This window comes from Clostridium grantii DSM 8605, assembly GCF_900129965.1.
Lineage (GTDB): Bacteria > Bacillota > Clostridia > Clostridiales > Clostridiaceae > Clostridium_AF > Clostridium_AF grantii.
The window spans coordinates 1-26484 of record NZ_FQXM01000006.1 but is presented as its reverse complement, the minus strand read 5'-3'; the positions used below and the strand labels follow the sequence as shown (position 1 = coordinate 26484).

24 protein-coding genes and 1 pseudogene are annotated in these 26484 nt (G+C 28.9%); 16 read left to right on the top strand and 9 right to left on the bottom strand.

The window, feature by feature from the left end; translation table 11 throughout:
- Nucleotide 1: 1 nt before the first annotated feature.
- Nucleotides 2-625 carry a RusA family crossover junction endodeoxyribonuclease gene (locus BUB83_RS06360; RefSeq protein ID WP_073337616.1) on the bottom strand — a complete coding sequence of 208 codons (624 nt, stop codon included), beginning with the start codon at nucleotides 623-625 and terminating at the stop codon, nucleotides 2-4.
- Nucleotides 626-834: 209 nt separating this feature from the next.
- Here BUB83_RS06360 and tsaD point away from each other — a divergent pair, with 209 nt between their 5' ends.
- From tsaD to BUB83_RS06340, 4 genes are all read left to right on the top strand, one after another.
- Complete coding sequence (tsaD, locus tag BUB83_RS06355) at nucleotides 835-1872, top strand: tRNA (adenosine(37)-N6)-threonylcarbamoyltransferase complex transferase subunit TsaD (protein ID WP_423231138.1); 1038 nt, start codon at nucleotides 835-837, stop codon at nucleotides 1870-1872.
- Nucleotides 1873-2210: 338 nt separating this feature from the next.
- Nucleotides 2211-2846 carry a TetR/AcrR family transcriptional regulator gene (locus tag BUB83_RS06350; protein WP_073337615.1) on the top strand — a complete coding sequence of 212 codons (636 nt, stop codon included), beginning with the start codon at nucleotides 2211-2213 and terminating at the stop codon, nucleotides 2844-2846.
- A gap of 42 nt (nucleotides 2847-2888) precedes the next feature.
- A complete protein-coding gene (locus tag BUB83_RS06345) occupies nucleotides 2889-5033 on the top strand; it encodes a hypothetical protein (RefSeq protein ID WP_073337614.1) in 2145 nt (714 codons plus the stop codon).
- A 12-nt stretch (nucleotides 5034-5045) separates the two neighbouring features.
- On the top strand, nucleotides 5046-7151 hold the full coding sequence (locus BUB83_RS06340; RefSeq protein WP_073337613.1) for an efflux RND transporter permease subunit: 2106 nt from the start codon (nucleotides 5046-5048) through the stop codon (nucleotides 7149-7151).
- Between the two features lie 53 nt (nucleotides 7152-7204).
- On the opposite strand, the gene BUB83_RS06335 is transcribed toward BUB83_RS06340, so the two are convergent.
- A complete protein-coding gene (locus BUB83_RS06335; RefSeq protein ID WP_073337612.1) occupies nucleotides 7205-8095 on the bottom strand; it encodes a diacylglycerol/lipid kinase family protein in 891 nt (296 codons plus the stop codon).
- 126 nt (nucleotides 8096-8221) lie between these two features.
- Between BUB83_RS06335 and BUB83_RS06330 the strand changes: the two genes are divergently transcribed.
- The 5 genes from BUB83_RS06330 (at nucleotide 8222) to BUB83_RS06305 (ending at nucleotide 12010) form a co-directional block, all read left to right on the top strand.
- Nucleotides 8222-9505, top strand: a complete 1284-nt coding sequence (locus tag BUB83_RS06330) for a M14 family metallopeptidase (RefSeq protein WP_073337611.1) — start codon at nucleotides 8222-8224, stop codon at nucleotides 9503-9505.
- Between the two features lie 474 nt (nucleotides 9506-9979).
- Nucleotides 9980-10765 (top strand): hypothetical protein, encoded by a 786-nt coding sequence (locus BUB83_RS06320; RefSeq protein WP_073337610.1) that lies wholly within the window; start codon nucleotides 9980-9982, stop codon nucleotides 10763-10765.
- Nucleotides 10716-11012, top strand: coding sequence for a hypothetical protein (locus BUB83_RS06315; RefSeq protein WP_073337609.1), 297 nt, complete (start codon nucleotides 10716-10718; stop codon nucleotides 11010-11012). The genes BUB83_RS06320 and BUB83_RS06315 overlap by 50 nt, the downstream gene beginning before the upstream one ends.
- 148 nt (nucleotides 11013-11160) lie before the next feature.
- Nucleotides 11161-11532 carry a hypothetical protein gene (locus BUB83_RS06310; protein ID WP_242950639.1) on the top strand — a complete coding sequence of 124 codons (372 nt, stop codon included), beginning with the start codon at nucleotides 11161-11163 and terminating at the stop codon, nucleotides 11530-11532.
- Nucleotides 11533-11536: 4 nt separating this feature from the next.
- Nucleotides 11537-12010 (top strand): hypothetical protein, encoded by a 474-nt coding sequence (locus BUB83_RS06305; protein ID WP_159434054.1) that lies wholly within the window; start codon nucleotides 11537-11539, stop codon nucleotides 12008-12010.
- A 214-nt stretch (nucleotides 12011-12224) separates the two neighbouring features.
- Here the strand turns inward: BUB83_RS06305 and BUB83_RS06300 are convergent, their stop codons facing one another.
- From BUB83_RS06300 to BUB83_RS06290, 3 genes are all read right to left on the bottom strand, one after another.
- Nucleotides 12225-12437, bottom strand: coding sequence for a hypothetical protein (locus BUB83_RS06300; RefSeq protein WP_073337607.1), 213 nt, complete (start codon nucleotides 12435-12437; stop codon nucleotides 12225-12227).
- A 434-nt stretch (nucleotides 12438-12871) separates the two neighbouring features.
- Nucleotides 12872-13108 (bottom strand): DUF2442 domain-containing protein, encoded by a 237-nt coding sequence (locus tag BUB83_RS06295; RefSeq protein ID WP_073337606.1) that lies wholly within the window; start codon nucleotides 13106-13108, stop codon nucleotides 12872-12874.
- A gap of 14 nt (nucleotides 13109-13122) precedes the next feature.
- Nucleotides 13123-13389: a DUF4160 domain-containing protein gene (locus BUB83_RS06290; protein ID WP_073337605.1), complete on the bottom strand. Its 267-nt coding sequence runs from the start codon at nucleotides 13387-13389 to the stop codon at nucleotides 13123-13125.
- A 481-nt stretch (nucleotides 13390-13870) separates the two neighbouring features.
- On the opposite strand from BUB83_RS06290, the gene BUB83_RS06285 reads away from it, so the two are divergent.
- Nucleotides 13871-14092, top strand: a complete 222-nt coding sequence (locus BUB83_RS06285) for an Rpn family recombination-promoting nuclease/putative transposase (RefSeq protein ID WP_084133435.1) — start codon at nucleotides 13871-13873, stop codon at nucleotides 14090-14092.
- A pseudogene (locus tag BUB83_RS23050) lies at nucleotides 14085-14210 on the top strand (Rpn family recombination-promoting nuclease/putative transposase); the annotation flags it as partial. The gene BUB83_RS06285 and the pseudogene BUB83_RS23050, both read left to right, overlap by 8 nt.
- Before the next feature lie 162 nt (nucleotides 14211-14372).
- On the opposite strand, the gene BUB83_RS06280 reads toward BUB83_RS23050, so the two are convergent.
- Nucleotides 14373-16592: a leucine-rich repeat domain-containing protein gene (locus BUB83_RS06280; protein WP_073337603.1), complete on the bottom strand. Its 2220-nt coding sequence runs from the start codon at nucleotides 16590-16592 to the stop codon at nucleotides 14373-14375.
- A 513-nt stretch (nucleotides 16593-17105) separates the two neighbouring features.
- Here BUB83_RS06280 and BUB83_RS06275 point away from each other — a divergent pair.
- A complete protein-coding gene (locus BUB83_RS06275) occupies nucleotides 17106-19826 on the top strand; it encodes an HD domain-containing phosphohydrolase (RefSeq protein ID WP_084133434.1) in 2721 nt (906 codons plus the stop codon).
- Between the two features lie 60 nt (nucleotides 19827-19886).
- Entirely contained in the window at nucleotides 19887-20624 is a 738-nt protein-coding gene (locus BUB83_RS06270) for a nuclease-related domain-containing protein (protein ID WP_073337602.1), read from the top strand.
- Between the two features lie 28 nt (nucleotides 20625-20652).
- Here the strand turns inward: BUB83_RS06270 and BUB83_RS06265 are convergent, their stop codons facing one another.
- On the bottom strand, nucleotides 20653-22344 hold the full coding sequence (locus BUB83_RS06265) for a phospho-sugar mutase (protein ID WP_073337601.1): 1692 nt from the start codon (nucleotides 22342-22344) through the stop codon (nucleotides 20653-20655).
- A 302-nt stretch (nucleotides 22345-22646) separates the two neighbouring features.
- Here BUB83_RS06265 and BUB83_RS06260 point away from each other — a divergent pair, with 302 nt between their 5' ends.
- The 3 genes from BUB83_RS06260 to BUB83_RS06250 all read left to right on the top strand — a co-directional run bounded on the left by BUB83_RS06260 (nucleotide 22647) and on the right by BUB83_RS06250 (nucleotide 25390).
- Nucleotides 22647-23309 carry a DUF6198 family protein gene (locus tag BUB83_RS06260; RefSeq protein WP_073337600.1) on the top strand — a complete coding sequence of 221 codons (663 nt, stop codon included), beginning with the start codon at nucleotides 22647-22649 and terminating at the stop codon, nucleotides 23307-23309.
- Nucleotides 23310-23564: 255 nt separating this feature from the next.
- Nucleotides 23565-24956: an asparagine--tRNA ligase gene (asnS, locus tag BUB83_RS06255; RefSeq protein ID WP_073337599.1), complete on the top strand. Its 1392-nt coding sequence runs from the start codon at nucleotides 23565-23567 to the stop codon at nucleotides 24954-24956.
- A 26-nt stretch (nucleotides 24957-24982) separates the two neighbouring features.
- On the top strand, nucleotides 24983-25390 hold the full coding sequence (locus tag BUB83_RS06250; protein WP_073337598.1) for a DUF3785 family protein: 408 nt from the start codon (nucleotides 24983-24985) through the stop codon (nucleotides 25388-25390).
- Nucleotides 25391-25445: 55 nt separating this feature from the next.
- Here the strand turns inward: BUB83_RS06250 and BUB83_RS06245 are convergent, their stop codons facing one another.
- Together BUB83_RS06245 and BUB83_RS06240 are read right to left on the bottom strand one after the other, a co-directional pair.
- Nucleotides 25446-25862, bottom strand: a complete 417-nt coding sequence (locus tag BUB83_RS06245; protein ID WP_073337597.1) for an acyl-CoA thioesterase — start codon at nucleotides 25860-25862, stop codon at nucleotides 25446-25448.
- Between the two features lie 160 nt (nucleotides 25863-26022).
- On the bottom strand, nucleotides 26023-26484 hold a 462-nt coding region (locus BUB83_RS06240; protein WP_143160486.1), incomplete at its 5' end, for an RNA-guided endonuclease InsQ/TnpB family protein.

Genomic DNA, 26484 nt, shown 5'->3' with positions numbered 1-26484 from the left:
ATTAGAATAGTTTTTTTAAGCAAGTTCGGCATATAAGAGTTTGTCCTTTATTGGCACTAACTATTTCTGAATCTGAAACGAATTTACCACATATTTCACAAAGTTTTCCACAGGAATCCTTTTGTATTTTCTTTTTTTTATTTAGAATTGTGGATTTTTTATTGGATGGTAGAGAATATTCTATTGGATCAATTTCTTTTTCCATATTAAATATTTGGTATTTAATATCATATAAACTTTCAGCAAAAAGTTCTAATTCAAACCGAGGATTTTCGTTATCATAAAATTCTTCAATGACAAGCTTTCTTATTTGCGCATCATTAATAATTATTCCGCTTTTTTCAATGCCGTCAAAAATACTTTTAGGGATGTTGGTGGTATCGGGATGTCTTTTTTTGCTTTTATAATAAACTTTTAAAATAGCAATTAGTGACTCTGTAAATTGTATGTTGGGATTTTGAAGTCTAGCTTGATAAGCTATTTCTTCTTCATATAAAGCGTATCTATCGTGGTATTTTCCAGAAGCGTAGGGAAGAATACTTCTACCACTACTGTTTGAAAGTTTAAAATTTGATTTAGATATAGGGGAACCATTTATAATTATTTTTACATATTTTTGATTCATAAAATATTCCTTTCTAACATTTTTAATAGTGGATAGTGAGGAGTGAATAGTGAGAAGATTATAAAGAATTGGTGTTTATATAAGCAAAATAGTTTTTTAATCTTTTCAAAAAGAATTATAGCATAATCAAGGAGAAATGCATAATCCATTGAAAAAGCTTAATAGTTAAAGTATAATTTACTTAGTTTAAAGAGTGAAAGGAAGTAATTATGGATAAAGGATTAAAAATAGATGAAAAAGTTGTAATATTAGCCATTGAGTCTAGTTGTGATGAAACAGCGGCGGCTGTGGTGATTAATGGAAGAGAAGTTTTATCAAATGTGATATCATCTCAAATTGATACACATAAAAAATTTGGTGGAGTTGTACCCGAAGTGGCTTCAAGAATGCATATTGAGGCAGTAAGTGCAGTAGTGCAGGAAGCTCTTGATGAAGCAGGAATTTCTTTTGAAGATATAGATGCAGTAGGAGTCACTTATGGTCCAGGATTAGTAGGAGCACTTTTGGTTGGAGTACAATATGCTAAAGGACTCGCTTATTCTTTAGGAAAACCTTTAGTAGGAGTAAATCATATTGAAGGGCACATAAGTGCTAATTTTATTCAACATAAGGAATTGAAACCTCCTTTTGTATGTTTAGTAGTATCTGGAGGCCATACTTTTATTGTACATATGAAAGATTATGGTGAATATGAAGTTATGGGTCAAACAAGAGATGATGCTGCAGGAGAAGCTTTTGATAAAGTAGCTAGAACTATTGGACTTGGATATCCAGGGGGACCTAAAATAGATAAATTATCTAAAGAAGGAAATCCAGAAGCAATCAAATTTCCAAGAGCTACATTTCATGAAAAGGATTGTTTGGATTTTTCTTTTAGTGGAATTAAATCTGCAGTTTTAAATTATATAAATAAAATGAATATGAAAAATGAAGAAATAAATAAAGCGGATGTAGCGGCATCTTTCCAAAAAGCTGTTATAGATGTATTGGTTCAAAATGCTATGGAGGCTTGTAAAATAAAGAAAGTAGATAAAATAGCTATAGCTGGTGGAGTTGCATCTAATTCTTCTTTAAGAGAAGCGATGATAAAAGCAGGTAAAAATAATAATGTAGAGGTTTTATTTCCAGAACCTAAATTATGTACTGATAATGCCGCGATGATTGGAAGTTCAGCTTATTATGAATTTAAGAAAGGTAAAATAGCGAATTTAGAATTAAATGCTATTCCTAACTTGAAATTGGTATAGGAAAACTTATTATAATCACAAATGTTAATAAAATGTGAACATAAAATGCAAATCTTAACATCATGAAAAGGTTAAATATTAACAAAACAAAGGAATAACAAGGAAATTAGATTAAATAGAACTTAAAAGGGAAAAATAAGGAAAATATAGCAATATAAATGTTTACATTAAAAAATACATTTGATAATTTCAAATGTATTTTTTAATATATTAAATATATGTTAATAAGAACCATTTTGTTAAGAAATAATAATATTGACTATTAGTCATAAAGGGTTATAATAATAAATGTGGAGTATGACTATTGGTCATATTTTAAAAAGGAGAGGTACATTTAAATGCCAAAGAGTACAAGTAAACCAAGCAAAACAAGTGAAAATAAGAAAAACAAAAGAGATAATTTATTTGAAGCAGCAGATCAATTATTTTCAACAAAGGGAATAAATGACACAGTGATAGACGATATAGTAAAGAAAGCTGGGGTTGCAAAGGGAACTTTTTATTTATACTTTAAAAATAAATATGATATTATTGAAAGATTAACTGTTAGAAAAAGCATGAGAATACTAAAGAACTCTATGGAAAAACTGGATAAGTATTTAGAAGAAAATCCTATTGAATTTTCAGAACAAATTCTTATGTACATTGATTTTATTATTGAGGAACTTAGAAAAGATAAGAAAACATTAAAACTTATTTATAAAAATTTATCATGGGGATTTTTTAAAAAAGTAATATCTGAAAAAGATGTAGAACACAGTGAAGAAGTGAAAAAAATCCTTGATACATTTATTGATTACTTGGATAGTTACGGAATTGAAGAAAAAGAAGCTATAATTACTTTGTTTATGATAATTGAGCTTACAGGGTCTATTTGTTATAGTTCTATTATTTTAAATGAACCTTATGGTATTGATGATATGAAACCATATTTATTTAAAAGTATAAAAAGAATACTTAAAGGTGATAGTTAAAAAATTATATAAAGTAAATAAAAAATTAAAGGAGTGCGTTTTATGAAAAGTGGATGTATGTCAAAGAAAGTGGCAAGTTTAGTTTTAGTGGCTACTATTCTTGCCCCAAATGTTGTTTATGCAGATGAATTAATTCAAAAGGATGAAACAGTTTTTGTGGTTTTAAAGAAAAATGGGGAAGTTAAATCTCAAATTATTAGTGATTGGATTCATAGTGATAAAAGTAATGTAGAAATTTCAGATAAAAGTATACTTACAAATATAAAAAATGTAAAAGGTAATGAAGAACCTGTTAAACAGGCTGAAAAATTAGTTTGGAAAAGTGATAAAAATGATATTTATTATCAAGGCACTACGGATAAAGAACTACCAATACAAACTAATATAACTTATTCTCTAGATGGAAAAGAAATTAGTGGTGAGGAAATCATTGGTAAATCAGGAGAGGTAAAAATAAAAATAGAATTAGTTAATTTGGATAAACATCAAGTTGATATAAATGGTGAAACAAAAGAAATGTATACCCCTTTCACTACTGCAACAGTTGTTAATTTGCCACAAGATAAGTTCACTAATATAAAATTAGATGGTGGTCAAATGTTATCAGATGGGAATAATCAAGTTATTTCATTTGTTGCTTTTCCAGGATTAAAGCAAAGTCTAAGTTTGGATGGAATAATAGATGACTTAGATCTTGATATAAGTCTTCAAGATTCAATGGAAATATCAGCTCATGTAGATAATTTTGAAATGGGACCTATTTATATAACAGCTGCACCAAATTTAATAGAATCTGAAGAATTCAAAAAAGCTACAACTTTAGATGAACTAAGAGATGGTATAAATGAGATAACTGATGCTAGTAGTAAATTAGCAGAGGGAGCACTTAAGTTAGCAGATGGGGGAAATACTTTTTATACAAAAATGGGTGAATTTAATGAAGGAATTAACAGTTTAGCTAGTTCAGTAACACCTCTAGCAGAAGGAATTAATTCTTTGGCAGCTGGAGCAGAATCAGCTGATGCTGGAGCAAGCGATTTAGTGACAGGTACAAAACAATTATCAGATGGAGTTAATCAATTTGGTGTGGGTGCTGTAGCTTTTGCATCAGGAAGTAATGATTTTTCAACAAATGCAACTAAAATTTCTGAAGGAGCTATACAATTAACTGACTCATATGAAAAATTAGCTGATGGAGCTATAGCAGCAGGAACAGGAACAAAAAGTATTAGTGATGGATTAAGCCAATTATCAGAAGGTACAAAAAAAGCATATGAAGGTAGTGCAAAACTTAGTGAAACAAGCAAGGCACTATCAAATAATATTCAAGGTATAAGTGCAGAACTAAAAGGTATACCTACAGAAGGGTTAAGTGAAGATCAGATAAATAAATTAAATGATTGTATAGCAAAAATACAAGCAACAGAAGCTATTTCAAAAGGAATTTGGGATGGTAACGCTGATTTAAGTGGAAATTTAAAAGCAATATCAGATAGTACAGGCACTTTATCAGCAGGAGCAGTTCAAGTGAATGCTGGAATAAATCAGCTTGCAGAAGGTGGAAAAGCCGTAAAACCTTATGCAGACACTTTAAATGAAGGTTCAAAACAATTGCAAGCAGGTGCTATAAAATTAAATGATGCTTCAGTTGAATTAAAAACAGCATCTGAACAAATAGTAAGTGGTTCAAAAGCATTAATAGATGGGTCAATTGCACTATCAACTGGATTAAATAAATTAGTAAAAGAAGGAACTACCCCTTTAAAACTAAAACTGCCCGAATTAGTAAGTGGAGTAGCTCAAATTAAAGATGGTTCAAACCAATTATACGATGCTTCAGAAGAATTGGCAAATGGTTCAAAAGAACTTTCAGATAATATGACAAAATTTAACGAAGAAGGAATAAAAGAAATAGATGAAAAAGCTTCTCCAAAACTAGATGATATTCAAGAGGTAATAGATAGAAAAGACAAACTTGTTGAAATATCAGATGATTATGGAACATTTGCAGGTCTTTCAAGTGACATGGATGGAAAAGTTAAATTTGTTATGAAAACTGAAGATCTTAAGGCTGTAAAGGAAGTTGTACAATTAAAAGTAGAATCAACTGAAAAAGATGAAGAGAATGGGTTCTTTAGTTGGATAAAAAATATTTTTAACAAAGATAATGATGAAAAATCTAACTAGGAGGCGATTGTAATGCATAAATTTGGAAAATTTATATCAAAGAATAGAGTGGGGGTTTTAATAGTTGCAGTTATACTTCTATTTCCTGCACTTTACGGATTTATTAAAACACCAGTAAATTATGATATTTTAAGCTATCTACCACAAAACTTAGATTCTATGAAAGGTCAAAATATCATTGATAAAGAGTTTAATGATGCAGCAACAGCCATGTTAATAATTGAAAACATGGAAGCACAAGATATTGTGAAAATAAAAGAAAAGATTGCGGCAGTAGACGGAGTTGATAAAGTTATATGGACAGATGATGCTTTAGATATTTCTATACCTAAAGAAATGATTCCAGATACTGTTAAAAATATTTTATATAAAGAAAACTCAACTATGGTAATTGTGAAATTTACAGAAACAGCTTCCTCAGAAAGAACAATGAATGCCATAGGGGAAATTAGAAAAGATTTAAATAAACAATGCTTTTTAAGTGGTATTGCTGCTATAGTAAAAGATACAAAGGATTTAGCAGATAAAGAAACTCCTATTTATGTAGTAATTGCAGTTGTTTTATCTATTATAGTTTTATCCTTAACAAATAAATCAGTATTAATACCATTTATATTTCTTGTTTCCACAGGCTTTGCCATATTATATAACTTTGGAACTAACATGTTTTTAGGACAAATATCTTATATAACAAAGGCTTTGGCCGCCATACTGCAACTAGGAGTAACAATGGATTATTCTATCTTTTTAATGCATAGGTATGATGAAGAAAGAGGTAAATTTGACCATAAAGTAGATGCTATGGCAGTGGCAATAGAAAAAACAGTTGTAGCAATAGCAGGAAGTTCGCTTACAACTATTGCAGGTTTTCTAGCTTTATGTGTAATGGAATTGACATTAGGAAAAGATATAGGTTTAGTTATGGCAAAAGGAGTGCTAATTGGTTTAATAAGTACGGTTACAATACTGCCAGCTTTAATATTGATTTTTGATAAACCTATACACAGATTTAGTCACAAAACGATTCTTCCATCTTTTGAAAAAACCTCAAAAGTGGTTACAAATAAATATGTGGTTTTTATAGTAATATTTTTAGTAGCATTTATACCGGCTATTTATGGTAATAATCATACAAAAGTGTACTATACTTTAGACGAATCATTACCAAAGGATTTACCTTCTATAGTAGCTACTAATAAATTAAAAGATGATTATAATATGACAACTACTCATTTTATCGTTATAAAGGATAATATAGAACCTTACAAAGTAAAGGAAATGGTAGATAAAATTTCAGACTTAGATGGCATAAATAATGCTGTTTCTTATGGATCATTAATTGGACCAGAGATACCAGAAGAGTTTATTCCAGATGATATTAAAGAAATATTTAAAAAAGGTGGATATCAGCTAGTTATAGCTAATTCAGAATATAAAGCTGCTAGAGATGAAGAAAATCAACAAGTGGATCAAGTTATAAAAATAGTTAAAAGCTATGATTCAACAGGGTATGTAGCAGGTGAAGGGCCTTTAACAAAGGATTTAGTTGAAATAGCGGGTACAGATTTTAAGAAAGTTAGTATTGCCTCTATTATTGCTATATTTTTTATTTTGGTAGTTGTTTTTCAATCTATTTCTATACCGATTATTTTGGTTTTGTCAATTGAACTTGCAATATTTATTAATATGGGTATACCATTCTATACAGGTTCTGTTATACCTTTTATAGCATCCATTGTAATAGGATGTATACAACTAGGAGCAACAGTTGACTACGCTATCTTATTAACAAATAGATTTAGAGAAGAAATCAGAGAAGGTAAAGATAGTAGAGAAGCTGCACAGATTTCAGTTAAGGAAAGTGCAAAATCAATAGTAACTAGTGCATTAACATTCTTTGCTGCAACAGCTGGAGTAGGATTTATTTCAGATATGGATATAGTAAAAGTACTTTGTTCAATGCTTGCAAGAGGTGCAATTATTAGCATGATAGTAATAGTGTTTATACTTCCATCAATACTACTTGCTAGTGAAAAAATAATTTCTGTTACATCTTTCCATTGGAAAGAAAAACCTCAATTAAGGAAAAAATTACTTTCAGCAAAAAATGAATCATAAAATGAAACACAATTTAAAAAAGCAATTAGCCCCGAAATTTGGGGCTTTTTATTTTATTCTGAAGGATAAACCACATTAATAGCATTTGGTTTAATTTCAAATTCAATATGTTTAGCTTGCACTAATTCTCCATCTATATTTAGATTTAGTTCTTTTTCAGATTTTATAATTGCTTTTCTTGATTTGAAAAAACTAACCTCTTTTATTTCTCCATGTTTTCCTTTGATTAACTTAGGAAATAAAGTTAAGATTTTGAAAATACTAAGGTCTTCAACTAAGCACACATCAAAGTATCCATCACATAATTTTGCTTGAGGTGCAACTAGCATACCACCTCCATAAAATTTTCCATTACATAATGCCATTAAAGTTATTTTGGTATATATTTTATTATCATCTAATATAATTTCTAAATTTTTATTCTTATGAGAGAAAACTGTAAGAAAAATGGAAAAAAGATAGGAAAGTTTACTTGGAATAAAGGGTAATTTTTTAAATTTCATGGCATTTCTTACCACATCAGCATCAAAGCCGATGGAAGAGATATTTATAAAATACCTAGCATTTACAATAGCAACATCAGTTTTTTTGCTTGTACCAGAAATGGTGTCAATAAGTATATTTTCCAAATTAAATTCATTTTTTCTACTTATAGATTTTATAAAATCATTACCAGAACCAGTAGGGATTATTGCTAATTGACTATTGGTATTAACCATTCCATTCAATACTTCATTTAAAGTACCATCCCCACCTACGGAATAGATAGTATAATCTTTTTGTGAACTATATTTTTTTGCTATGAGGGTTGCATCACCCGGAGATTTTGTTATTTCGATGATATACTGATCTTTCATATTTTTAAATATCTTTTCTATTAAAGGAATAATTTCTAGAGATTTACCTTTGCCAGCATTGGGATTAATTATAAATAGATGGTTCATATATTGACTCCCTTCATGTTTTAGCTTGAGTGTATAAGCATATAAGTAATTATACTAAAAAACATGCAACTAATGAAAGGAAAAATAATAAAATAATAGTGAATGAATTTAAAAGGGTGGTTATAATTGAAAACTTTAAAACTTGGTTCAAGGGGAACCGACGTAAAAAAATTGCAAGCAGTTTTGAATAAGATAGGATATGATGCTGGAAAAGTAGATGGTGTATTTGGTGAAAAAACAGAAAATGCGGTGATGATGCTACAAAGGAACTTTGGTTTAGAGAGTGATGGAATTGTAGGAGGCAAAACTTGGACAATTCTAGAAACTTACTATAGAGGATACGATAATTATAGGATCAGATATGGGGATACTTTATACAAAATTTCTAAAGCCTATTATAGTAATGTAGATGCCATAATGGGTGTTAATCCAGGATTAAATCCTTTTAATTTAAGGGTTGGAATGGAAATAAAAGTACCGTATTTAATACCGATAGTAGATACAAATGTTGACTATACTTATGACATTTTAGAAATGGATCTTGAAGGGTTAAAAGCCGTATATCCATTTTTAGAAGTTACTACGGAAGGAAAAAGTGTTTTAGGTAGAAATCTATATACAATTAAACTAGGAAAAGGACCTAATAAAGTTTTCTACAATGGAGCTCATCATGCTTTGGAGTGGATAACAACACCATTATTAATGAAGTTTATAGAAGAATTTGCAGGTGCTTATGCTATGGAGCAAAATATTGCGGGGTATGACCCAGAAACTATCTGGAATACAAATACTATTTATATTATGCCTATGGTAAATCCAGATGGGGTGGATTTGGTTTTAAATGGTCTAAAAAAAGATAATCCTTATTACAATGATTTGATTAAATGGAATCATGGGAGTATAGATTTCTCAAGAAGATGGAGTGCCAATAATAGAGGGGTAGACTTAAATCATAACTATGATGCCTCATGGCAAGAATCAAAGGATTCAGAAATTTATTATGGAGTAGAGGGGCCAGGACCAAGAAGATATTCAGGACCATCCCCAGTTTCAGAGCCTGAAGCAAAAGCGGTGGTGGCTTTTACAGAAAAGATTTTACCGGAATTAGTACTAGCATATCATAGTCAAGGAAGAGTAATATACTGGAATTATAATAATATGGCCACAGATAGGATGAAGAAAATAGGAGAAGAATTAGCTAAAACGGCAGGATATTTTCTTGCAGAAACTTACGGAAGTGCTTCTTATGCAGGATACAAAGATTGGGTAATAAAGAAATTTATGAAACCAGGATATACTGTGGAAGTTGGATTAGGAATAAACCCATTGCCAATAAGTCAGTTTGATAGAATATATAAAGAAAATTTGGGATTGCTTTTGAAAGGAATAGATATTAATATGAAGATTTGATATATATATAATGATTGTGCCACAAAAGGTATTATAGTTAAACTTCAACCACAATATATAGTAGCAGAATGTTTTATCTGTGATAGTTATAGTTATGAGAACGATAGAATAAAATCTATAACTCACAATGGATTTAGCTATAACTTTTCCTATGATTCTCTAGGTAATAATACAGAAGTAAAAGTAGGTTCTCAAAGCTTAACACAAAATGTTTTTCAAGCAAGAACCAGTATTCTTCAAAAATCAATTTATGGAAATAAAGATACAAAAGAATATATCTATGATGCTAGTGATAGAGTAGTTGCAGAAAAATATGATGGGGTAGAAAAATATAAGTACCAATATGATGGCGAAGGAAATCTTGGGTATCATGAAGATATAGAGACAAACCATACGTAAACTTAATTTATACTTGTACAAAATCTCCATGCTTGTAGGAGTTTTGGACACGTATAAATTTATAGTTGAAGTGGTTTGTCTATAGTTAATGGAATTAATTATAGATATATTTATGACCTTTCTGGAAGACTTGGAAAAGTTGAAGAATCAGATGGAAATAGTGTAAAATATCAATATGATCTAGATAATAATATTAGCAATGTCACAGAGAAAATTCATGGAACAACACACTCAACAAGCTATACATACGATAAAGACAGCAAATTAAAAAACATAGCTTATTCTGGAAATAACATTGGATTTAATTATGATGTTCTTGGAAGACTTAATACAAAAACAATAAACACAGGAAATTCAAGATTTATAACAGATTATGATTACGAAGTAGGGAAAGAAGTTAATACAACAACTACAAGAGTAGGTAAAATCAATAATAATGGAAATGAAATCTTATATGCTTATGACGCTAATGGCAATATTTCCAACATAAAGCAATTCAGTGAAGATAACTTAGTTCAAAATAATAACTTTGTTTTTGGAACATCAAATTGGACAGGCATAGATTCTATTAAGACTGATGCAATATACGGAAATGTAGCAAATAAAAAAGTTACAAATTCACAATTATATATTGCTCAACAAGTATATAATATACAGCCTGGAACTTATAAAATGGCTACTAAAATAAAATCAGATAATTATAGTGATTTATCTGGAGTTGGTTTTGTATTTTACTATACAGATGGAACATATAGTGATTATACATGGACAGCAAACACAATAACAGATTTAGGGAATGAATACAAACTTTATGAAAAAAACAGCGAGTTCAAATACTTCAAAAACTATATCAAGAGTTGAAATTAGGATATGTAGTCAAGCAAATAAAACACTAGATGTAACAGTAGCCCATGTAAATTTCCAGGAAAGCACTAGTGCTAATAAATTAAAAAATATAGACTATGAGTATAATGAATTAAATGAATTAAAAAGAGAAAACAATCAAGTATTAAACAAAACCATAGTCTACACTTATGATGTAGGTGGAAATCTAACAAGCAAAAAAAGAATATCCTTATACAACAGGAACACTAGGAACCCCAACTAAAACCTATAGCTACACCTATGGGGATGATAACTGGAAAGTTAAACTAACAAGCTATGATGGAAATGATATAACCTATGATGAAATAGGGAACCCACTAACTTACAATGGATGGATCTTTGATTGGGAACAAGGCAGACAATTAAAATCCATGAATGGAAATGGATACTCCATAAGCTATAAATATAATGCATCATGCATCAGAACGGGGAAAACAGTTAATGGAGTTACAACAAATTATCATATTGAAGGTGATAAAGTAACTTACCAAACTAGTGATTCAGATAAAATTCATTATACTTATGATAGCAATGGTAAATTAGTGAGCATGAACTTAAATGGAACAGAATACTACTACATTAGAAATGCCCAAGGAGATATCACTGGATTATTTGATAAGGTTGGGACAACTGTAGTACAATATAACTATGATAGTTGGGGTAAATTGATTTCCATTAGTGGAAGTTTAGCCAGTAGTGTTGGAGTAAAGAATCCTTGTTATACGTCAAATTATTTTGGTTGAATTTATGCAAAATAGCATAATGGATTTTGAATATAGTATTTTTGATGTAAATAACAAATACAATAAAGAAGATTTAATAAGGAATAAAAATATAACCTCTGCAATATTTTTGCTAGACCAGAAAATAGATGCTGAAGAATTTATTGAGCGAATTAAAGATATAGCATTATTCTTTGCTAACCTGACAGATAAAGATAGGATGGTGCTAAAACATTGGATAGGGAATACTGCTGAGCCAGAGTTAGCTGAGGCAGCCAAAAAAATATTAGATACAAATAAAGAGGAGGTAGAAAAGATGGTTGCAAACAATGCCTTTCTGCTTAAGGAAATGAAGGAAGAAGCTAAAAAAGAAGGAATTAAAGAGAAGGCTATTGAAATAGCAAAAAATCTACTTGATGTTTTAGATGATGAAACGATAGCAGTGAAAACAGATTTATCGATAGAAGAGATAAAAGAACTTAGGAAAAATAATAATTAAGAATAACTGTAATATTAATTATAGACCTAGACATATTTGAAATAAATTATGGCTAGGTCTTATTTTACATAGAATTATGGGATTCTAACTGGAAAGATAAACTAACAACCTACGATGAAAAAGCAATAGCTTATGATGAAATAGGCAGCAAAACAAAATTGTCAATAAAATTGTGATTTTGTTTACAATTTTGTTTTGCTTCATTATTCCACATTTAAGCCACTTCTCTATTAATTTGTATTATTCTATCCTTAATTATTGGTATGCCTAACGGCCTTTTACTACCATCTTTCTTAGGTATATATACTCTTTTTACCGGTTTAGGTTGGTATTTATTTTCTTTAAATTCTTCTGTTATTTCTTTCAAGAACTTTTCTTCTCCATAAGCTTTAATATCTTGTATGCTTATTTCATCTATACCTCCCACACCATTGTTTCTTTTGACTTGTTCCCATGCTTTCTCTAGAATCTTGTCATACAGTGCATGAAACTTTCTTTTCTTACTACCTTTGGCACTTATATATGGTGCATTTCAAGTTCTTACCATCTTCCATGTTCTTCGCCTTAAAGGGCAAGGCTCGACTTCCTCTTTTAAACCTTACGATACGGCAGGATTCATTTTATATTACAACCTATACTTTTGCTCGCATTCTTCCGAACACTTTGTCACCACACTTTAAACATATAATCTCTTATATGCATAGTGGATAGCTAAAAGGCTCCTTGACGATTACCTTTACTGGACTTTCGCCAGCTAGTATAGTCCAGCTTAGCTGGACGTGCCTCTTAGGGGTTTTTGGATTAATTTGGAAATGGAGTAGACAAATTAATCCTTGCTTGTTCTTGTGAATAATACCACCCTTATGACTTGATACTATCCTCATAAAGAATTTCTGGGTCGATATCAGCTTCATTGCTCCACTCTATGCTGTCAAAACTAACTCTAACTGTTTTAAACATATCTTCATTTTTTAAATCTCTAAATATGCCTTTACTTAGATATGGTTTCATATCAAATATTCTTTTTTCTCCATTTTCAAAAGTTAAAAGTAAAGTGTATTCTTGTAATGGTTTTACATCTACTACTGCTAGATACATAGCTCATCAACTCCTTATTTCAATGGATCTATTTTAAATGGTAATTCGCTATTCATTGCTAATGTCCAATCTGCTAGTAACTCTTCTTTTCTTAACTCTGCCCAAGCCAAAACCAGTTTTAGTTGTTTTTTAGGAAGATTCCCTTCTATTACTTCACATGTATTTATATCTATTAAAGCTTTATATTCCTGATAATATGCATGAAAATGTGGTGGATTATGCTCTTTAGGAGCACAAAACATCCTTATTATTATTCCATAAAACATACTTATAGTTGGCATTTTATCACCCTTTTTATCAATTTAATTTTTTTGTATTACATTAGTATTTCTTTTATATCTAAATTTTAGCATTATAAAAGCAAAGTTTCAAATAGAATTTCTCTTCAGAAATATCTTTATTAAAGAAAGTCATCCACCTTTGAAGTTTATCTTCTTTTAAATTCTTTTGTTCTAATTTATAAAATTTAGGCAACTATAGAAACATACTCTTTTTTTATTTTGAATTCCAGTTTTTTTTGTGCAAAAATAAAACACCAGAGTTTGCTGTTTTATTAGTTACTTTGTTTGTTTTATTTATATAAATCTATTTTTTCAATTATTATTCATTGTTTAATTAATGTTAACAAAAAATTGTTTACCCTTAGGGGTCTTTGGATTAATTTGGAAATGGAGTGGACAAATTAATCCTTGCTTCAATCAACAGTTGATTATAGAATGCCATTAAGATTATTCTTTTATATAAGTGAAATATTAAGAGAGTATGCAAAAAATGATGCTCAAAAAGCATATGTATAGAAACATAAAAATACCTGCAGTAATTCCAATAGTTCTTTATAACGGAAAGAAAGTATGGGATGTACCACAAAGATTTAAAGATATAGTAAGTGGTAGCGAATTATTTGGAAATAGTATAATAGATTTTGAATATAGTATTTTTGATGTAAATAACAAATACAATAAAGAAGATTTAATAAGGAATTAAAGAAAAGGCTATTGAAATAGCAAAAAATCTACTTGATGTTTTAGATGATGAAACGATAGCAGTCAAAACAGGCTTATCGTTAGAAGAGATAAAAGAACTTAGGAAAAATAATAATTAAGAATAACTGTAATATTAATTATAGCCCTAGACATATTTGAAATAAATTATGGCTAGGGCTTATTTTACATAGAATTATGGAAATTCTAACTGGAAAGATAAACTAACAACCTACGATGAAAAATCAATAACTTATGATTAAGTCTGTTTTAAGTTAAATTTACTAAAATTCTCCAAAACCAATTTCGCAATCAGGCAAAGCTGTTCTTAATTCTTCTACATCTTCATCATTTATAGGGTTTTCCCATAAATCTAATTTTTCTAAAGTAGTTAGTTCTTTTAATATTGTAATATTACTTATTTCATTAGCAGATAAATAAGCTTCTTTTAGATTAGTTAATTCTTTTAATTCAGATATTTCACTAATTTTATTTCCTGATAAATCAATTAAATATAAGTTAGCTAATTCTTTTAGTGATGGAAGCTCATTAATTGAATTTCCCCATAACGCTAGCTTCTCTAAATTAGTTAAGTTGCTTAATGCTTCAATATCTGTAATTTGATTTCCACCTAATACAAGTTCTTTTAAGTTAGTTAAGCCCTCTAATACTGATAGATCAGTAATTTGATTTTCAGCTAAATCAATATTATTTAGTTGTACTAATTCTTTTATTGGCGTTATATCAGTAATTTCATTTTTGGGTAAAATCAACATTTCTAAATTAGTTGATTTACTTAATGGAGTTATATCACTTATTTTATTATCAAATGCAAAAATTTCTTTTAAATTTGTTAATTCACTTAATCCAGATAAATCAGTAATTTGATTAATTGATAAATCAAGAATTTCTAACTTAGCCAATGATTCTAGGGGCATTATATTAGTAATTTGATTTTTATATAAAAATAACTTTTCTAAATTAACTAATTTATTTAATGTTGTTATATCAGTTATTTTATTATCACCTAGCTCAAGCATTTTTAAATTAGTCATTTCTTCTAATGATGTTATATCACTGATATCATTACCACATATACTTAGGTTTTCTAAATTAGTTAAGTTTTTAAGTGAACTTAAATCATTAATTTTATTTTTTCCATCGGTAGATATATCTTCGTAATTGGATAAATCCAATAGTTTCAAATTAGTTAAGGTTTTTAATGGTTCTATATTAGTAATCTTATTATTCATCAAGAAAAGTTTTTCTAAATTTATTAATTTTTCTAATGGTGATATATCTTTAATTAAATTCCCAATTAAAACCACTTTATTTAAAGAAGTCAAATTTTCCAAAGGAGATATATTACTGATTTTATTATTATCTAAGTAAATGCTATTCAAATTAACTAAATCTTTTAGTGGTAATATATTGTCAATATTATTTACGGCTAAACCAAGTTCTTTAAGATTAATTAATCCCTTTAACGGTGTTATATCTTCTATTTTATTAGTATCTAAAAATAGTGTCTCTAAATTAGTAAGGCCTTTTAATGAAGATATATCACATATGTTATTTACATCCAAATCAATAATAGTTAAATTTTTTAAACCCTTTAATGGGGTTATATCAGTTATTTCATTTTGCCATAAAGTAAGTTCTGTCAAATTGATTAATCCTTTTAATGCTGATATATCACTAACTTTATTTTCTCTTAAATTAAGTTTGTTTAATCCAGTTAAATTTTCAATACCTGATAAATCCTTAATTTCAGCGCCTTCTACAGATAATTCAATTATTCCTTCAACATCACTTTTATGTAAATCCCCTGTAGATTTATTTATAATTTTTCTTACTTCTGCTTCCAAATTAGCATCTTTAAAGGTAACAATATCTGATATATTATCGTCACTTGTTGAAGATCCTGTTCCAGTATCAGTTCCTATTTGAGTTTCTGTTTCAGTCTTTGAATTTGCAGCCTTTTCATCCCAGGATCCATTAATTCCTACTCTAAATCCATCTGGAGTTACAGTATTAAAAGCCATACTTCCATCACTATTTAAGTAATACCATTTTCCGCCATCTTCAACCCAAGCATTTGATTTCATTTCACCACTTAAGTCTAAATAATACCAAATACCTGCAGTATTAATCCAATCTTTACTCTTCATAGCTCCATTTGAAGCTAAGTAATACCATTTTCCTTCTGTTTTAATCCAATCATTACTTTTCATAGCTCCGGATGAATCTAGATAATACCAATAATTTCCTGTTTTAACCCATTCATTACTTTTCATTACTCCAGTAGAGTCAATATAGTACCATTGTTTTGATGCATCTTGTATCCATATATTCTTTTGGATTACTCCATTGTCATAAAATTCCCATATTTGTCCATTTTTGTTCCACCCATTTCTTACATCTGCTTTTGCAATACAAGTAAAAGAATTACTAGATACAATTAAAACACTTAAAATTAATGAAACCAATTTTTTTTTACACATCCTTATTCACTCCTTTTATATTTTCCTCCATCCTAGAAAATAAATGGGACTATAAAAATTATTATCCATAGAGGAGGAGAATTACCTGGTTTGTATCAAGAAAAAGCTTAAAAGGGTCAAAAAAAATTATATACATAATTTTCTAATTTTAAATTAAATAAGTTTTTTTAGATTAATTAAACAAAGATTTTATTGATATAAATTTACCATATTTGAGTTAATTTTTCAATATAAAATTGAAGTATTTTCTAATGTTAAAACAGTATCTAGAAAAATTTACATATTACTATTAATAGAAAGATAGTATAGAAATACAAATGAAATTTTTAATATAAATTTAAATATTATAAGATTACTTGAAAAAATTATAGATAAATCTTATAATAAGATGTATAAAGACATTAATCGACAAACTTTTTAAGCTTAAAATAAAAATGATTAAACTAAATAATTATTTAGTTTAATTATTTTTTTTAATATTTTTGAATTGGATATCACAGGGGGCTTGAATAAATGATAAAAAAGAAAATACAAGATAAAGATGTTTCACTGAGGTTAATTTTTAGTACAACTTTTTTTGGATTATTGATAATGACTATTTTGGGTGTTGGATATATTGTATTTTCAAATTGGATGGCCTCTGTTAATGAAACTATCATTGAAATGGCTGAGGATAAAAATAAAGATATAGTGTCTATGGTTAATAATTATTTACTTGTTCCGGAGCGTATAAACGAAAATAATTATAAATTGATTGAAAATAAAATTGTAGATATAAATAACGAAAGAGAACGCGAAATGTTTTTTGTAGGAGTTTTGATGAGCAATAACAGTGAACCATTATATAGTTTCAGTTATGGAACGGAAAGTGGTGAATACTATGGAGCTCGACGTAACGAAAATTATGACATAGAGATTATGAAAAACAATGCAGATACTGAAGGACATTCTTGGTATTATAAAGTTACAAATAAAATGACTTCTGGGGACATAGCCGTCAAGGCAGGGAAGTTTGACGCAAGAACAAGAGAGTGGTACAAAGCTGCTAAGGAATCAGGAAAGTTTATATTTTCGCCAATATACAAACATTTTATTATGAATGATCTTACTATTTCAGCAGCTATTCCTGTTTACGATAATGAGGGAGAAGTTAATGGTGTACTAGGAGCACATATAATTTTATCAAGAATAGATGATTTTTTGAAAGATATTACAGGAGATATAAATGCTTTAGCCATAATTATTGATAAAAATACTGGTGAATTAGTGGCAAATTCTTTTGATTTAAATAATTTTGAAATTCTTAAGGATGGAAACATTAAAAGAAAAAATATAATTGAGATACATAATAAGGCATTGATAGAAGCTTATAATAATTATTCTATAAACAATAAAGACAGTTATCAAGTTGTTAGTGAAGGAGAAAACTTTTATACTAGAACTACTGAGTATAGTAAAAATGGATTAGAATGGTTGATTATTACAGCAGTACCACAGAATATTTTTATGGCAGCAATTTATAGAAACATGAAATCAACTTTCATATTCACTATTTTAGTTATTATAATTACTTTAGTTGTATTGTTAAAAATCACCAATAGATACCTAAAACCTATGACTAACTTAAAAACTGTTACAGAAAAATTTGCTCAAGGTGATTTAAGTCAAAGAGTTGTTATAGCAACAAAAGACGAAGTGGGAGACATATCTAATTCTTTTAATAAAATGGCGGATATCATTAGCATATTAGTGAATGACCTTGAGAAAAAAGTAGAGGAAAGAACCGTTGAACTAGAATATACTAATACCGCCCTTAAAGAAAATTCGGAAAGATTAAGAATTACATTGAATTCTGTAGGAGAGGGATTTATATCCACAGATAAGTTTGGAAAAATTGTAATGATGAATAATGTAGCTGAAAGTCTTACAGGATGGTTGGAAAAGGAAGCTATTGGCAAAACGTTTGAGGAAATATTTAACATCATTAATGAAAATACAAGAGAAAAATGCGATAGTCCAGTAATAAAAGTATTAAATACTGGAGATACAAGTGAAATTGAGAATGATACTATTTTAATTTCCAAAGAAGGTAGAGAAATATACATAGAAGATAGTGCAGCACCTATAAAAGATGAAAATGGAAATATATTTGGTGGTGTTATAATTTTCAGAGATGCTACTGAAAAAAGAGAAAAACAAACAAGAATCAAATATTTAAGTTACCATGACTCTTTAACCGGTTTATATAATCGTAGATTTTATGAAGAAGAGCTACAGAGATTGGACATAGAAAGAAATCTGCCTATATCATTAGTTATGGTAGACCTTAATGGTTTGAAATTAACCAATGATGCTTTTGGTCATAAAACTGGTGATGAGATTATAAAGAAAACGGCAAATATAATTAAAAAGGTATGTCGGGCTGATGAAATTATTGCTAGAATAGGTGGAGATGAATTAATTATTTTGTTACCTAAAACTGATTCAAAAGATGCAGAGAATATTATTCAAAGAATTGATGATTATATTAAAGCTGAAAAATATGATAAAGTAATATTTTCAGCATCTATGGGATATGCAGTTAAAACTGATATGTCGCAAAATATGGATAAAGTATTTAAAGAAGCAGAGGATTTTATGTATCGTCGTAAGCTTTCTGAAAGTTCAAGTATAAGAAGTAAGAATATTGACTTGATTATGAATTCTTTATTTGAGAAAAGCAATAGAGAGATGCTTCATTCAATTAGAGTTAGTAATCTTTGTGAATCAATAGCAAAAAATCTGAATTTTACAAAAGATAGCATTAATCAGATAAGAATTGCAGGATTGATGCACGATATAGGTAAAATAGGTATAGAGGACTCTATACTCAATAAAAAGTCTAGATTAAATGATGAAGAATGGAATGCCATAAAAAGACATCCTGAAATTGGTTACCGAATACTTAGTTCTGCAAATGAATTTTCAGAGATAGCAGATTTTATTCTAGCACACCATGAAAAATTTGATGGGACAGGTTATCCTAAAAAGCTTAAAGGGAAAAATATTCCTATTGAAGCAAGAATAATTTCAATTGCAGATGCTTATGATGCTATGATATCAGAAAGAACATACAAAAATGAGCTTAGTGTAGATCAGGCTATTTTAGAAATTAAAAGAAGTTCAGGAACTCAATTTGATACAAGTATAGCTAAAATTTTTGTAGAAAAGGTATTGGGTAAAAAGTGGGATTAAAATAGTATTCTTAATGATATAACTTTATAATAGTAAAAATTATTAAAATAGGAGATGACAATGGCTAATATAAAAAGTAAAGAAAGATCTGTGCATAAAAAACGAAATAGATTAATAAGTGATTCTATAATAGCTTATTTATTTTCAGCTTTTATACCCATACTAGGGATAGTAGAATTTAAGTATATGTATATGATTCAATTGGCAATTATTACATTTATAATTTGTTTTATTCAAGTTACCATGTTTAAAATAAAGATTTTGAATAAGGGTATAAAGGGAGAAAAACAGATTTATAAAATTTTAAAGAAACTTTCAAATGAGTACAATATATATAATGACATAACTTTATGGGATGGGCATAAAGGAGCTCAAATTGATCATCTTATTTTATCGCCTTATGGGATCTTAAATATTGAAACTAAAAATATGACAGGAGAAATTATAGGGGATGAAGATGAGGATACTTGGGTTCAAAAAAAGTTTAGTAAAAGCGGCAGTGAGTATTCAAATAAATTCAAAAATCCATGTATTCAGGGAAAAGAACATGAAAGAGTATTAAAAAATTTCTTGAAAAATAATGGTATTAAAGAAGAGACTCCTATTAAATCTATAATAGTATTTAATGAAAATGTGGGGGGAACTTTAAAAGTTACGACTAGAAGTATAAAAGTTCTAAAATCAACAGAGCTATTCAGCTATATTAATGAAGGACTGGGGAAAACTAAAGCTTTAAATAATGAAACTGTGGATAAAATTTCAGAAATTTTTGATAAAAGAATTGAAGGAAGAAAATAAAGAAGCAAGGAAAGCCTTGCTTCTTTTTTTACTCAACAGAATTTAATGTATCTAAAATTGTTTTTTCCATTACTTCTATGTTTTTATCAGCAGCAGCATCTGAGTCAGCTTTTGTGTAAATGTAGATTTTTATCTTTGGCTCAGTACCAGAAGGTCGTACTGCATACCAACTACCATCTTCTAAATAATACTTCAAAACATTTGAAGAAGGAATATCTTTATAGCCTTTTGAGTAATCTATAGCTTCAGCTAATTTTTTAGCGCCAATTAGTGTTGGATACTCTTCTCTATAAGTTTCCATCATTCTACTTATTCTATTTTGACCTTCCACACCTTCAAGCACTAAAGAAATTTGTTTTTCTTTGTAGTAGCCAAGTTTTTGGAAGATTTCTTCTCTTACTTGTAAAAGAGTTTTTCCTTGTGCTTTGTAGTAAGCAGCCGCTTCACACAATAACATTGAAGAACTAACACCATCTTTATCTCTTACTTCTGTTCCAGTAGTATAACCAATACTTTCTTCATATCCGAAAATATAGTTGTAGCCATTCTCTTTAAGTTCAGGAATTCTTCCACAAATATTTTTGAAACCTGTTAAAGCTTCAAAAGTTTCAACACCATATTCAGTAGCAATTGCTTTTCCTAAATCTCCAGTTACAATTGATTTAACTATAGCAGGCTTTTCAGGAAGTTTTCCTAGAGCATTTAAACCTTCTACAATATAGTTAATTAAAATAGCGCCAGTTTGATTTCCGTTAAATGATACATACTCACCATTTTCATCTCTTACTTCAATAGCAAGTCTATCGCAATCTGGGTCAGTAGCTATAAGTAGTTCAGCACCAATTTCCTTACCTAGATTTTCAGCATATTTGAAAGCTTTAGTATCTTCAGGATTAGGGTAGCCTACTGTTGTGAAATCTGGATCTGGATGTTCTTGTTCTGGAACAACAGCTATATTAGTAAAGCCTCTCTCTTTTAAAACTCTTTGAACAGGAATGCTTCCAGTACCGTTTAATGGAGTATAAATAATTTTTATATTTTTATCAATACCTTCATCTCTTATAGAAAGATTTTTTACCATATTAATATATTTATCATCCATTTCCTTACCAAGCATAGTTAATAAACCTTTAGCCTTAGCTTCTTCTTCATCCATTTTCTTAACAGATTCAAAACTTTCAACTAAAGAGATTTTTTCAGTCATAGCGTCAGCAATTTCAGAAAGAACTTGTGCGCCATCTTCCCAATAAACTTTATAACCATTGTAATCCTTTGGATTATGGCTTGCAGTGATAATAATACCACTAGCAGTATTAAGTTGTCTTATTGCATAAGAAAGTTCAGGTGTAGGTCTTAAAGATTCAAATAAATAAGCTTTGATACCATTGCCAGCTAAAACAAGAGCAGCAAGTTTAGAAAAATCATCAGAGAAATGTCTGCAATCATAAGCAATTGCTACACCTCTTTCCATATATTCAGGGCCTCTTTCTACTATATAATCAGCGATACCTTGAGTTACTTTTGCTATGTTATATGAATTCATTCTATTAGTACCTGCACCTAATTTACCTCTTAAACCAGCAGTACCAAATTCTAAGGATTTATAAAATCTATCTTCTATTTCGGATTCATTACCTTCTAAGGCTTTAAGTTCTTCTCTAGTTTTTTCATCAAAGAATTCATTGTTTAACCATTGTTCGTAAAGTTTTCTGTATTCCATAAATTCCACTCCTTTTTTAGTATGTTCTGTACATATATAGACATATCACTTCAACTATAAATTTATTCAAGTCCAAAACTCATAAAAACCTGAGATTTTTGACATGAATAAATTAAGTTTACGTAAGTATGTCTATAGTATACCAGTAATTTATCTTTTATGAAAAGGAAAAAAGTCATTTTCTTCGTAAGTATAAAATAAACAAAGTATTAGAATATAAATTATTGCAATAGTAGTTCAAAAGAATGTATAATAACTAAGGGCTAGTGGAATAAATTTTATGAAATTAGGATGGAGAGCATATGATTAAATGGATTGTTTATTGTTTAGGATATATTTTTTGGGGTATAGGAGCATCTGTTATACTTAATACACATATAGGTGCTGGGGCTTGGGATGCTTTGTTTTCCAATTTATCAATGGTTTTTGGTATGTCTATAGGAACATGGATGATTATAATAACTTCTATAATTACCTTAGTTAGCTCATATTTATTAAAGAAAATATATTATCAGCCAGTTATTATTGGGTTTTTTATGGGGTTTATTTTAAATGCCTTTAATTATATATTTAGCCCTTTGCTTGTAGATGCGAATATATATATTAATATTTTATCTTTTGGAATAGGGCTTTACATTATGAGTTTTGGTGTAGCTGTTCAAATTTACACAAAAGGTATTTTACCACCGGTTGATTTTTTTGTGATTACTTTAAAAGACACACAGAATTTAAACTATATATTTACAAAAATTGTTACAGAAATAGGTGCAATTGCTGTAGCTTTAGTTGTTGGGTATCTTGGGGGAATAGGCACAGGACAAATCAATGCAGGAACAATTGCTATTGCTATAGTAATTGCTCCATTAATTAACTTTAATCAGAAGATAGTAACTAGGATGTTAGGTGGCGTTGGTACCTTTGGAACTAAGGCTCCATTGATTGAAGAAAAAAAACTTGTAATTTAGCAAAAATAAAGGTTTTATTACTTATTTAAAAAAAAGATATGCTCAATGATAAATTGAATATATCTTTTTTATTTATTTAATGGAAATTTAAACTTTCAAATATATAATTAATATAATGAACTATTTGACAGTTCACAGGGTAAATATTATAATCGATATAGTAATATGGAGTGGTATGTAATAAATTCTTTTTTTTAAATATTAATGATAAGAATAATAATATAAATTGTTTTGGAAAACAAGGGAGGCTAATTGATGGAAAACGTATTAATAAGAAAGTTATATAGAGAAACAGATGAATTATTAGGAAAAGATATCGAAATTTCTGGATGGATAAAAACATTAAGAGCATCAAATAAATTTGGATTTATTGAAATTAATGATGGAAGTTTTTTTAAGAGTATTCAGGTAGTATTTGAAGAGAGTATAGAGAATTTTAAAGAAATATCAAAATTACCAATAAGCTCAAGTGTTCAAATCAAAGGTAAGTTTGTTAAAACGGATGGAGCAAAGCAACCTTTTGAAATTCAAGCTACAGATATTATATTAATAGGAAAATCTGATGCATCTTACCCTCTTCAAAAGAAAAGACATTCATTAGAATATTTAAGAGAAATCGCTCATTTGAGACCAAGAAGTAATACTTTCTCAGCTGTATTTAGAGTTAGATCTATAGCAGCTTATGCTATACATAAATTTTTCCAAGAGCAAGACTTCGTTTATGTAAACACTCCAATAATTACTGGTAGTGATTGCGAAGGTGCAGGAGAAATGTTTAGAGTTACTACTATGGATTTAAATAATCTTCCTAAAAATGATGAAGGAAAGATTGATGTAAAAGAAGATTTCTTTGGAAAAGAAACAAATCTTACTGTTAGTGGACAGTTAAATGCAGAAATTTTTGCTTTATCTCATAGAAATGTTTATACTTTTGGACCAACATTTAGAGCAGAAAATTCAAATACACCAAGACATGCAGCAGAATTTTGGATGATAGAGCCTGAAATGGCTTTTGCAGAATTAAAAGATTATCTTGATAATGCAGAAGCTATGATTAAGTTTGTAATTAATTATGTTATGGAACATGCACCAGAAGAAATGGAGTTTTTTAATCAATTTGTTGATAAGGGATTATTCCAAAGACTAAACAATGTATTAAACTCTGACTTTGGAAGAGTGACTTATACTGAAGCAGTTGAAATATTAGAAAAATCAGGAGAAAAATTCGAATACCCAGTTAAATGGGGAGTAGACCTTCAAACTGAACATGAAAGATATTTAACTGAAAAAGTTTATGGAAAACCTGTATTTGTAACAGATTATCCAAAGGAAATCAAAGCTTTCTATATGAGAATGAATGAGGATGGAAAAACAGTTGCTGCCTCAGACCTTTTAGTTCCAGGTGTAGGAGAACTTATTGGGGGAAGTCAAAGGGAAGAAAGATTAGACGTTCTTGAAAGAAAAATTCAAGAAAACGGATTAAATAAAGAAGATTATTGGTGGTACTTAGAACTTAGAAAATTTGGAGAAACTAAACATGCAGGATATGGTCTTGGATTTGAAAGACTTATTATGTATTTAACAGGTATGAGCAATATCAGAGATGTTATACCTTTCCCAAGAACACCAGGAAATTCAGAATTCTAATAAAATATTTTGAGGTGAAATAAAATATGTATAAATTTAATTACAATGATAAAGAATATGAATTAAAAAAAGAAAAATGTCAGGATTTTTTTAATGATGAAGAAAAACCAGTAATAGGATTTGAAGTAGAAGAAGTTTTAGAAGTTCTTAAATCAGGAGAAAATGTTAAATTTGATTTAGAATACTATAAAGAAGCTTGTGAAGCTTGCTATGATGGGCAAAGACAAAAAAGTTATAAATTTTTAGAATACTTTTTTTACGTATTCACTAAAGATGCTAACTATGTAACAAGCAGTATATCTAATGAATACAAGGATACCTCTTATAATAAATTATTAAAAGAGAAAAAAGTAGATAATAGCTATATAGTAAAGGTCATAGTATGTGAAAATTGCGGAGAATTTACAGTTGAAGTTGAAGAGTGTGAAATCTAGTGATTTCTAAAAATTAAAAAAACCATAAGCTTGTAATTAAGCTTATGGTTTTTTACTATACATTAAGGGCAACCATTTTCTCAAAAAGTTCAGGATGTTTTTTCTTTAGGTTGATAATTTTAAAGTTATTATCTATAAAAGTTTGTTTTGTAAAACCTGTTGCTAGGAGTTTATTATCTAGTTCTCTAATAATATTATAATTAAAAATTATTTTTGCACCGCTTAACTGGTTAATCCAAGTTTCAATTATAAGCTCATCCTCATACTTAGCACCTTCCATATGTTTGCAACCAGTTTCAAGTACAGGCATCATAATATTTTCTTTTTCTATATCACTGTAGCTCATTCCACATTTCTTAGTAAATTCTGTTCTTCCAACTTCAAACCAAATATAGTAATTTGAATGATGAACTATACCCATTTGATCTGTTTCAGCATAACGAACTTTTATTTTTGTTTTATTAATATACACGTATTTCCGTTGCCAAAACCTTATAAAACTCTATAAAGCTTGTTTAATTCCCTATTCACCGTGTCCAATTTCACCTGAGCTACTTTTGTTTGCTATAACACTCCAAGGGCTTAAATTCCCATACAACGCATGGTACACATTAGCAGTATCTTTTAAGTGATTAGCCTACTAATTTATATCTTGAAAGATTAATACTTGCATTATAATCTCTATCTATAACACAACCGCATTTTTCACAGATATATGTCCTTTCTGATAATGAAAGATTTGCTTTTATATGTCCACACTCACTACAAGTCTTTGATGATGGATACCATGTATCAGCTTCGATAAACTCAATTCCATTGAACTCACATTTATATTGAATTTGTCTTTTAAACTCATATAAGCATTGTTGTGCAATAGCTTTTGATAAATGCTTATTTTTCATCATTCCTTTAATGTTAAGTGTTTCCATAACAACTCTTGATGGCTTGGTTTTCACTATCATGTTCGTTGCTTGGTGACTATGATTACTTCTTATATTTGCTAATCTTCTATGAAGTAATTTAATCTGCTTTTCGATTTTTATAATATTACTTGTTTTGACAAACTTACTCCCTTCTTTATTTTTTAGGTATTT

Bases quoted from the DNA above. Each gene is read 5' to 3' on its own strand.
- BUB83_RS06360 (WP_073337616.1), bottom strand. From the start codon at position 625: ATGAATCAAAAATATGTAAAAATAATTATAAATGGTTCCCCTATATCT.
- tsaD (WP_423231138.1), top strand. From the start codon at position 835: ATGGATAAAGGATTAAAAATAGATGAAAAAGTTGTAATATTAGCCATT.
- BUB83_RS06350 (WP_073337615.1), top strand. From the start codon at position 2,211: ATGCCAAAGAGTACAAGTAAACCAAGCAAAACAAGTGAAAATAAGAAA.
- BUB83_RS06345 (WP_073337614.1), top strand. From the start codon at position 2,889: ATGAAAAGTGGATGTATGTCAAAGAAAGTGGCAAGTTTAGTTTTAGTG.
- BUB83_RS06340 (WP_073337613.1), top strand. From the start codon at position 5,046: ATGCATAAATTTGGAAAATTTATATCAAAGAATAGAGTGGGGGTTTTA.
- BUB83_RS06335 (WP_073337612.1), bottom strand. From the start codon at position 8,095: ATGAACCATCTATTTATAATTAATCCCAATGCTGGCAAAGGTAAATCT.
- BUB83_RS06315 (WP_073337609.1), top strand. From the start codon at position 10,716: ATGAAAAAAACAGCGAGTTCAAATACTTCAAAAACTATATCAAGAGTT.
- BUB83_RS06310 (WP_242950639.1), top strand. From the start codon at position 11,161: ATGAATGGAAATGGATACTCCATAAGCTATAAATATAATGCATCATGC.
- BUB83_RS06305 (WP_159434054.1), top strand. From the start codon at position 11,537: ATGCAAAATAGCATAATGGATTTTGAATATAGTATTTTTGATGTAAAT.
- BUB83_RS06295 (WP_073337606.1), bottom strand. From the start codon at position 13,108: ATGTATCTAGCAGTAGTAGATGTAAAACCATTACAAGAATACACTTTA.
- BUB83_RS06290 (WP_073337605.1), bottom strand. From the start codon at position 13,389: ATGCCAACTATAAGTATGTTTTATGGAATAATAATAAGGATGTTTTGT.
- BUB83_RS06285 (WP_084133435.1), top strand. From the start codon at position 13,871: ATGCAAAAAATGATGCTCAAAAAGCATATGTATAGAAACATAAAAATA.
- BUB83_RS06280 (WP_073337603.1), bottom strand. From the start codon at position 16,592: ATGTGTAAAAAAAAATTGGTTTCATTAATTTTAAGTGTTTTAATTGTA.
- BUB83_RS06275 (WP_084133434.1), top strand. From the start codon at position 17,106: ATGATAAAAAAGAAAATACAAGATAAAGATGTTTCACTGAGGTTAATT.
- BUB83_RS06270 (WP_073337602.1), top strand. From the start codon at position 19,887: ATGGCTAATATAAAAAGTAAAGAAAGATCTGTGCATAAAAAACGAAAT.
- BUB83_RS06265 (WP_073337601.1), bottom strand. From the start codon at position 22,344: ATGGAATACAGAAAACTTTACGAACAATGGTTAAACAATGAATTCTTT.
- BUB83_RS06260 (WP_073337600.1), top strand. From the start codon at position 22,647: ATGATTAAATGGATTGTTTATTGTTTAGGATATATTTTTTGGGGTATA.
- asnS (WP_073337599.1), top strand. From the start codon at position 23,565: ATGGAAAACGTATTAATAAGAAAGTTATATAGAGAAACAGATGAATTA.
- BUB83_RS06250 (WP_073337598.1), top strand. From the start codon at position 24,983: ATGTATAAATTTAATTACAATGATAAAGAATATGAATTAAAAAAAGAA.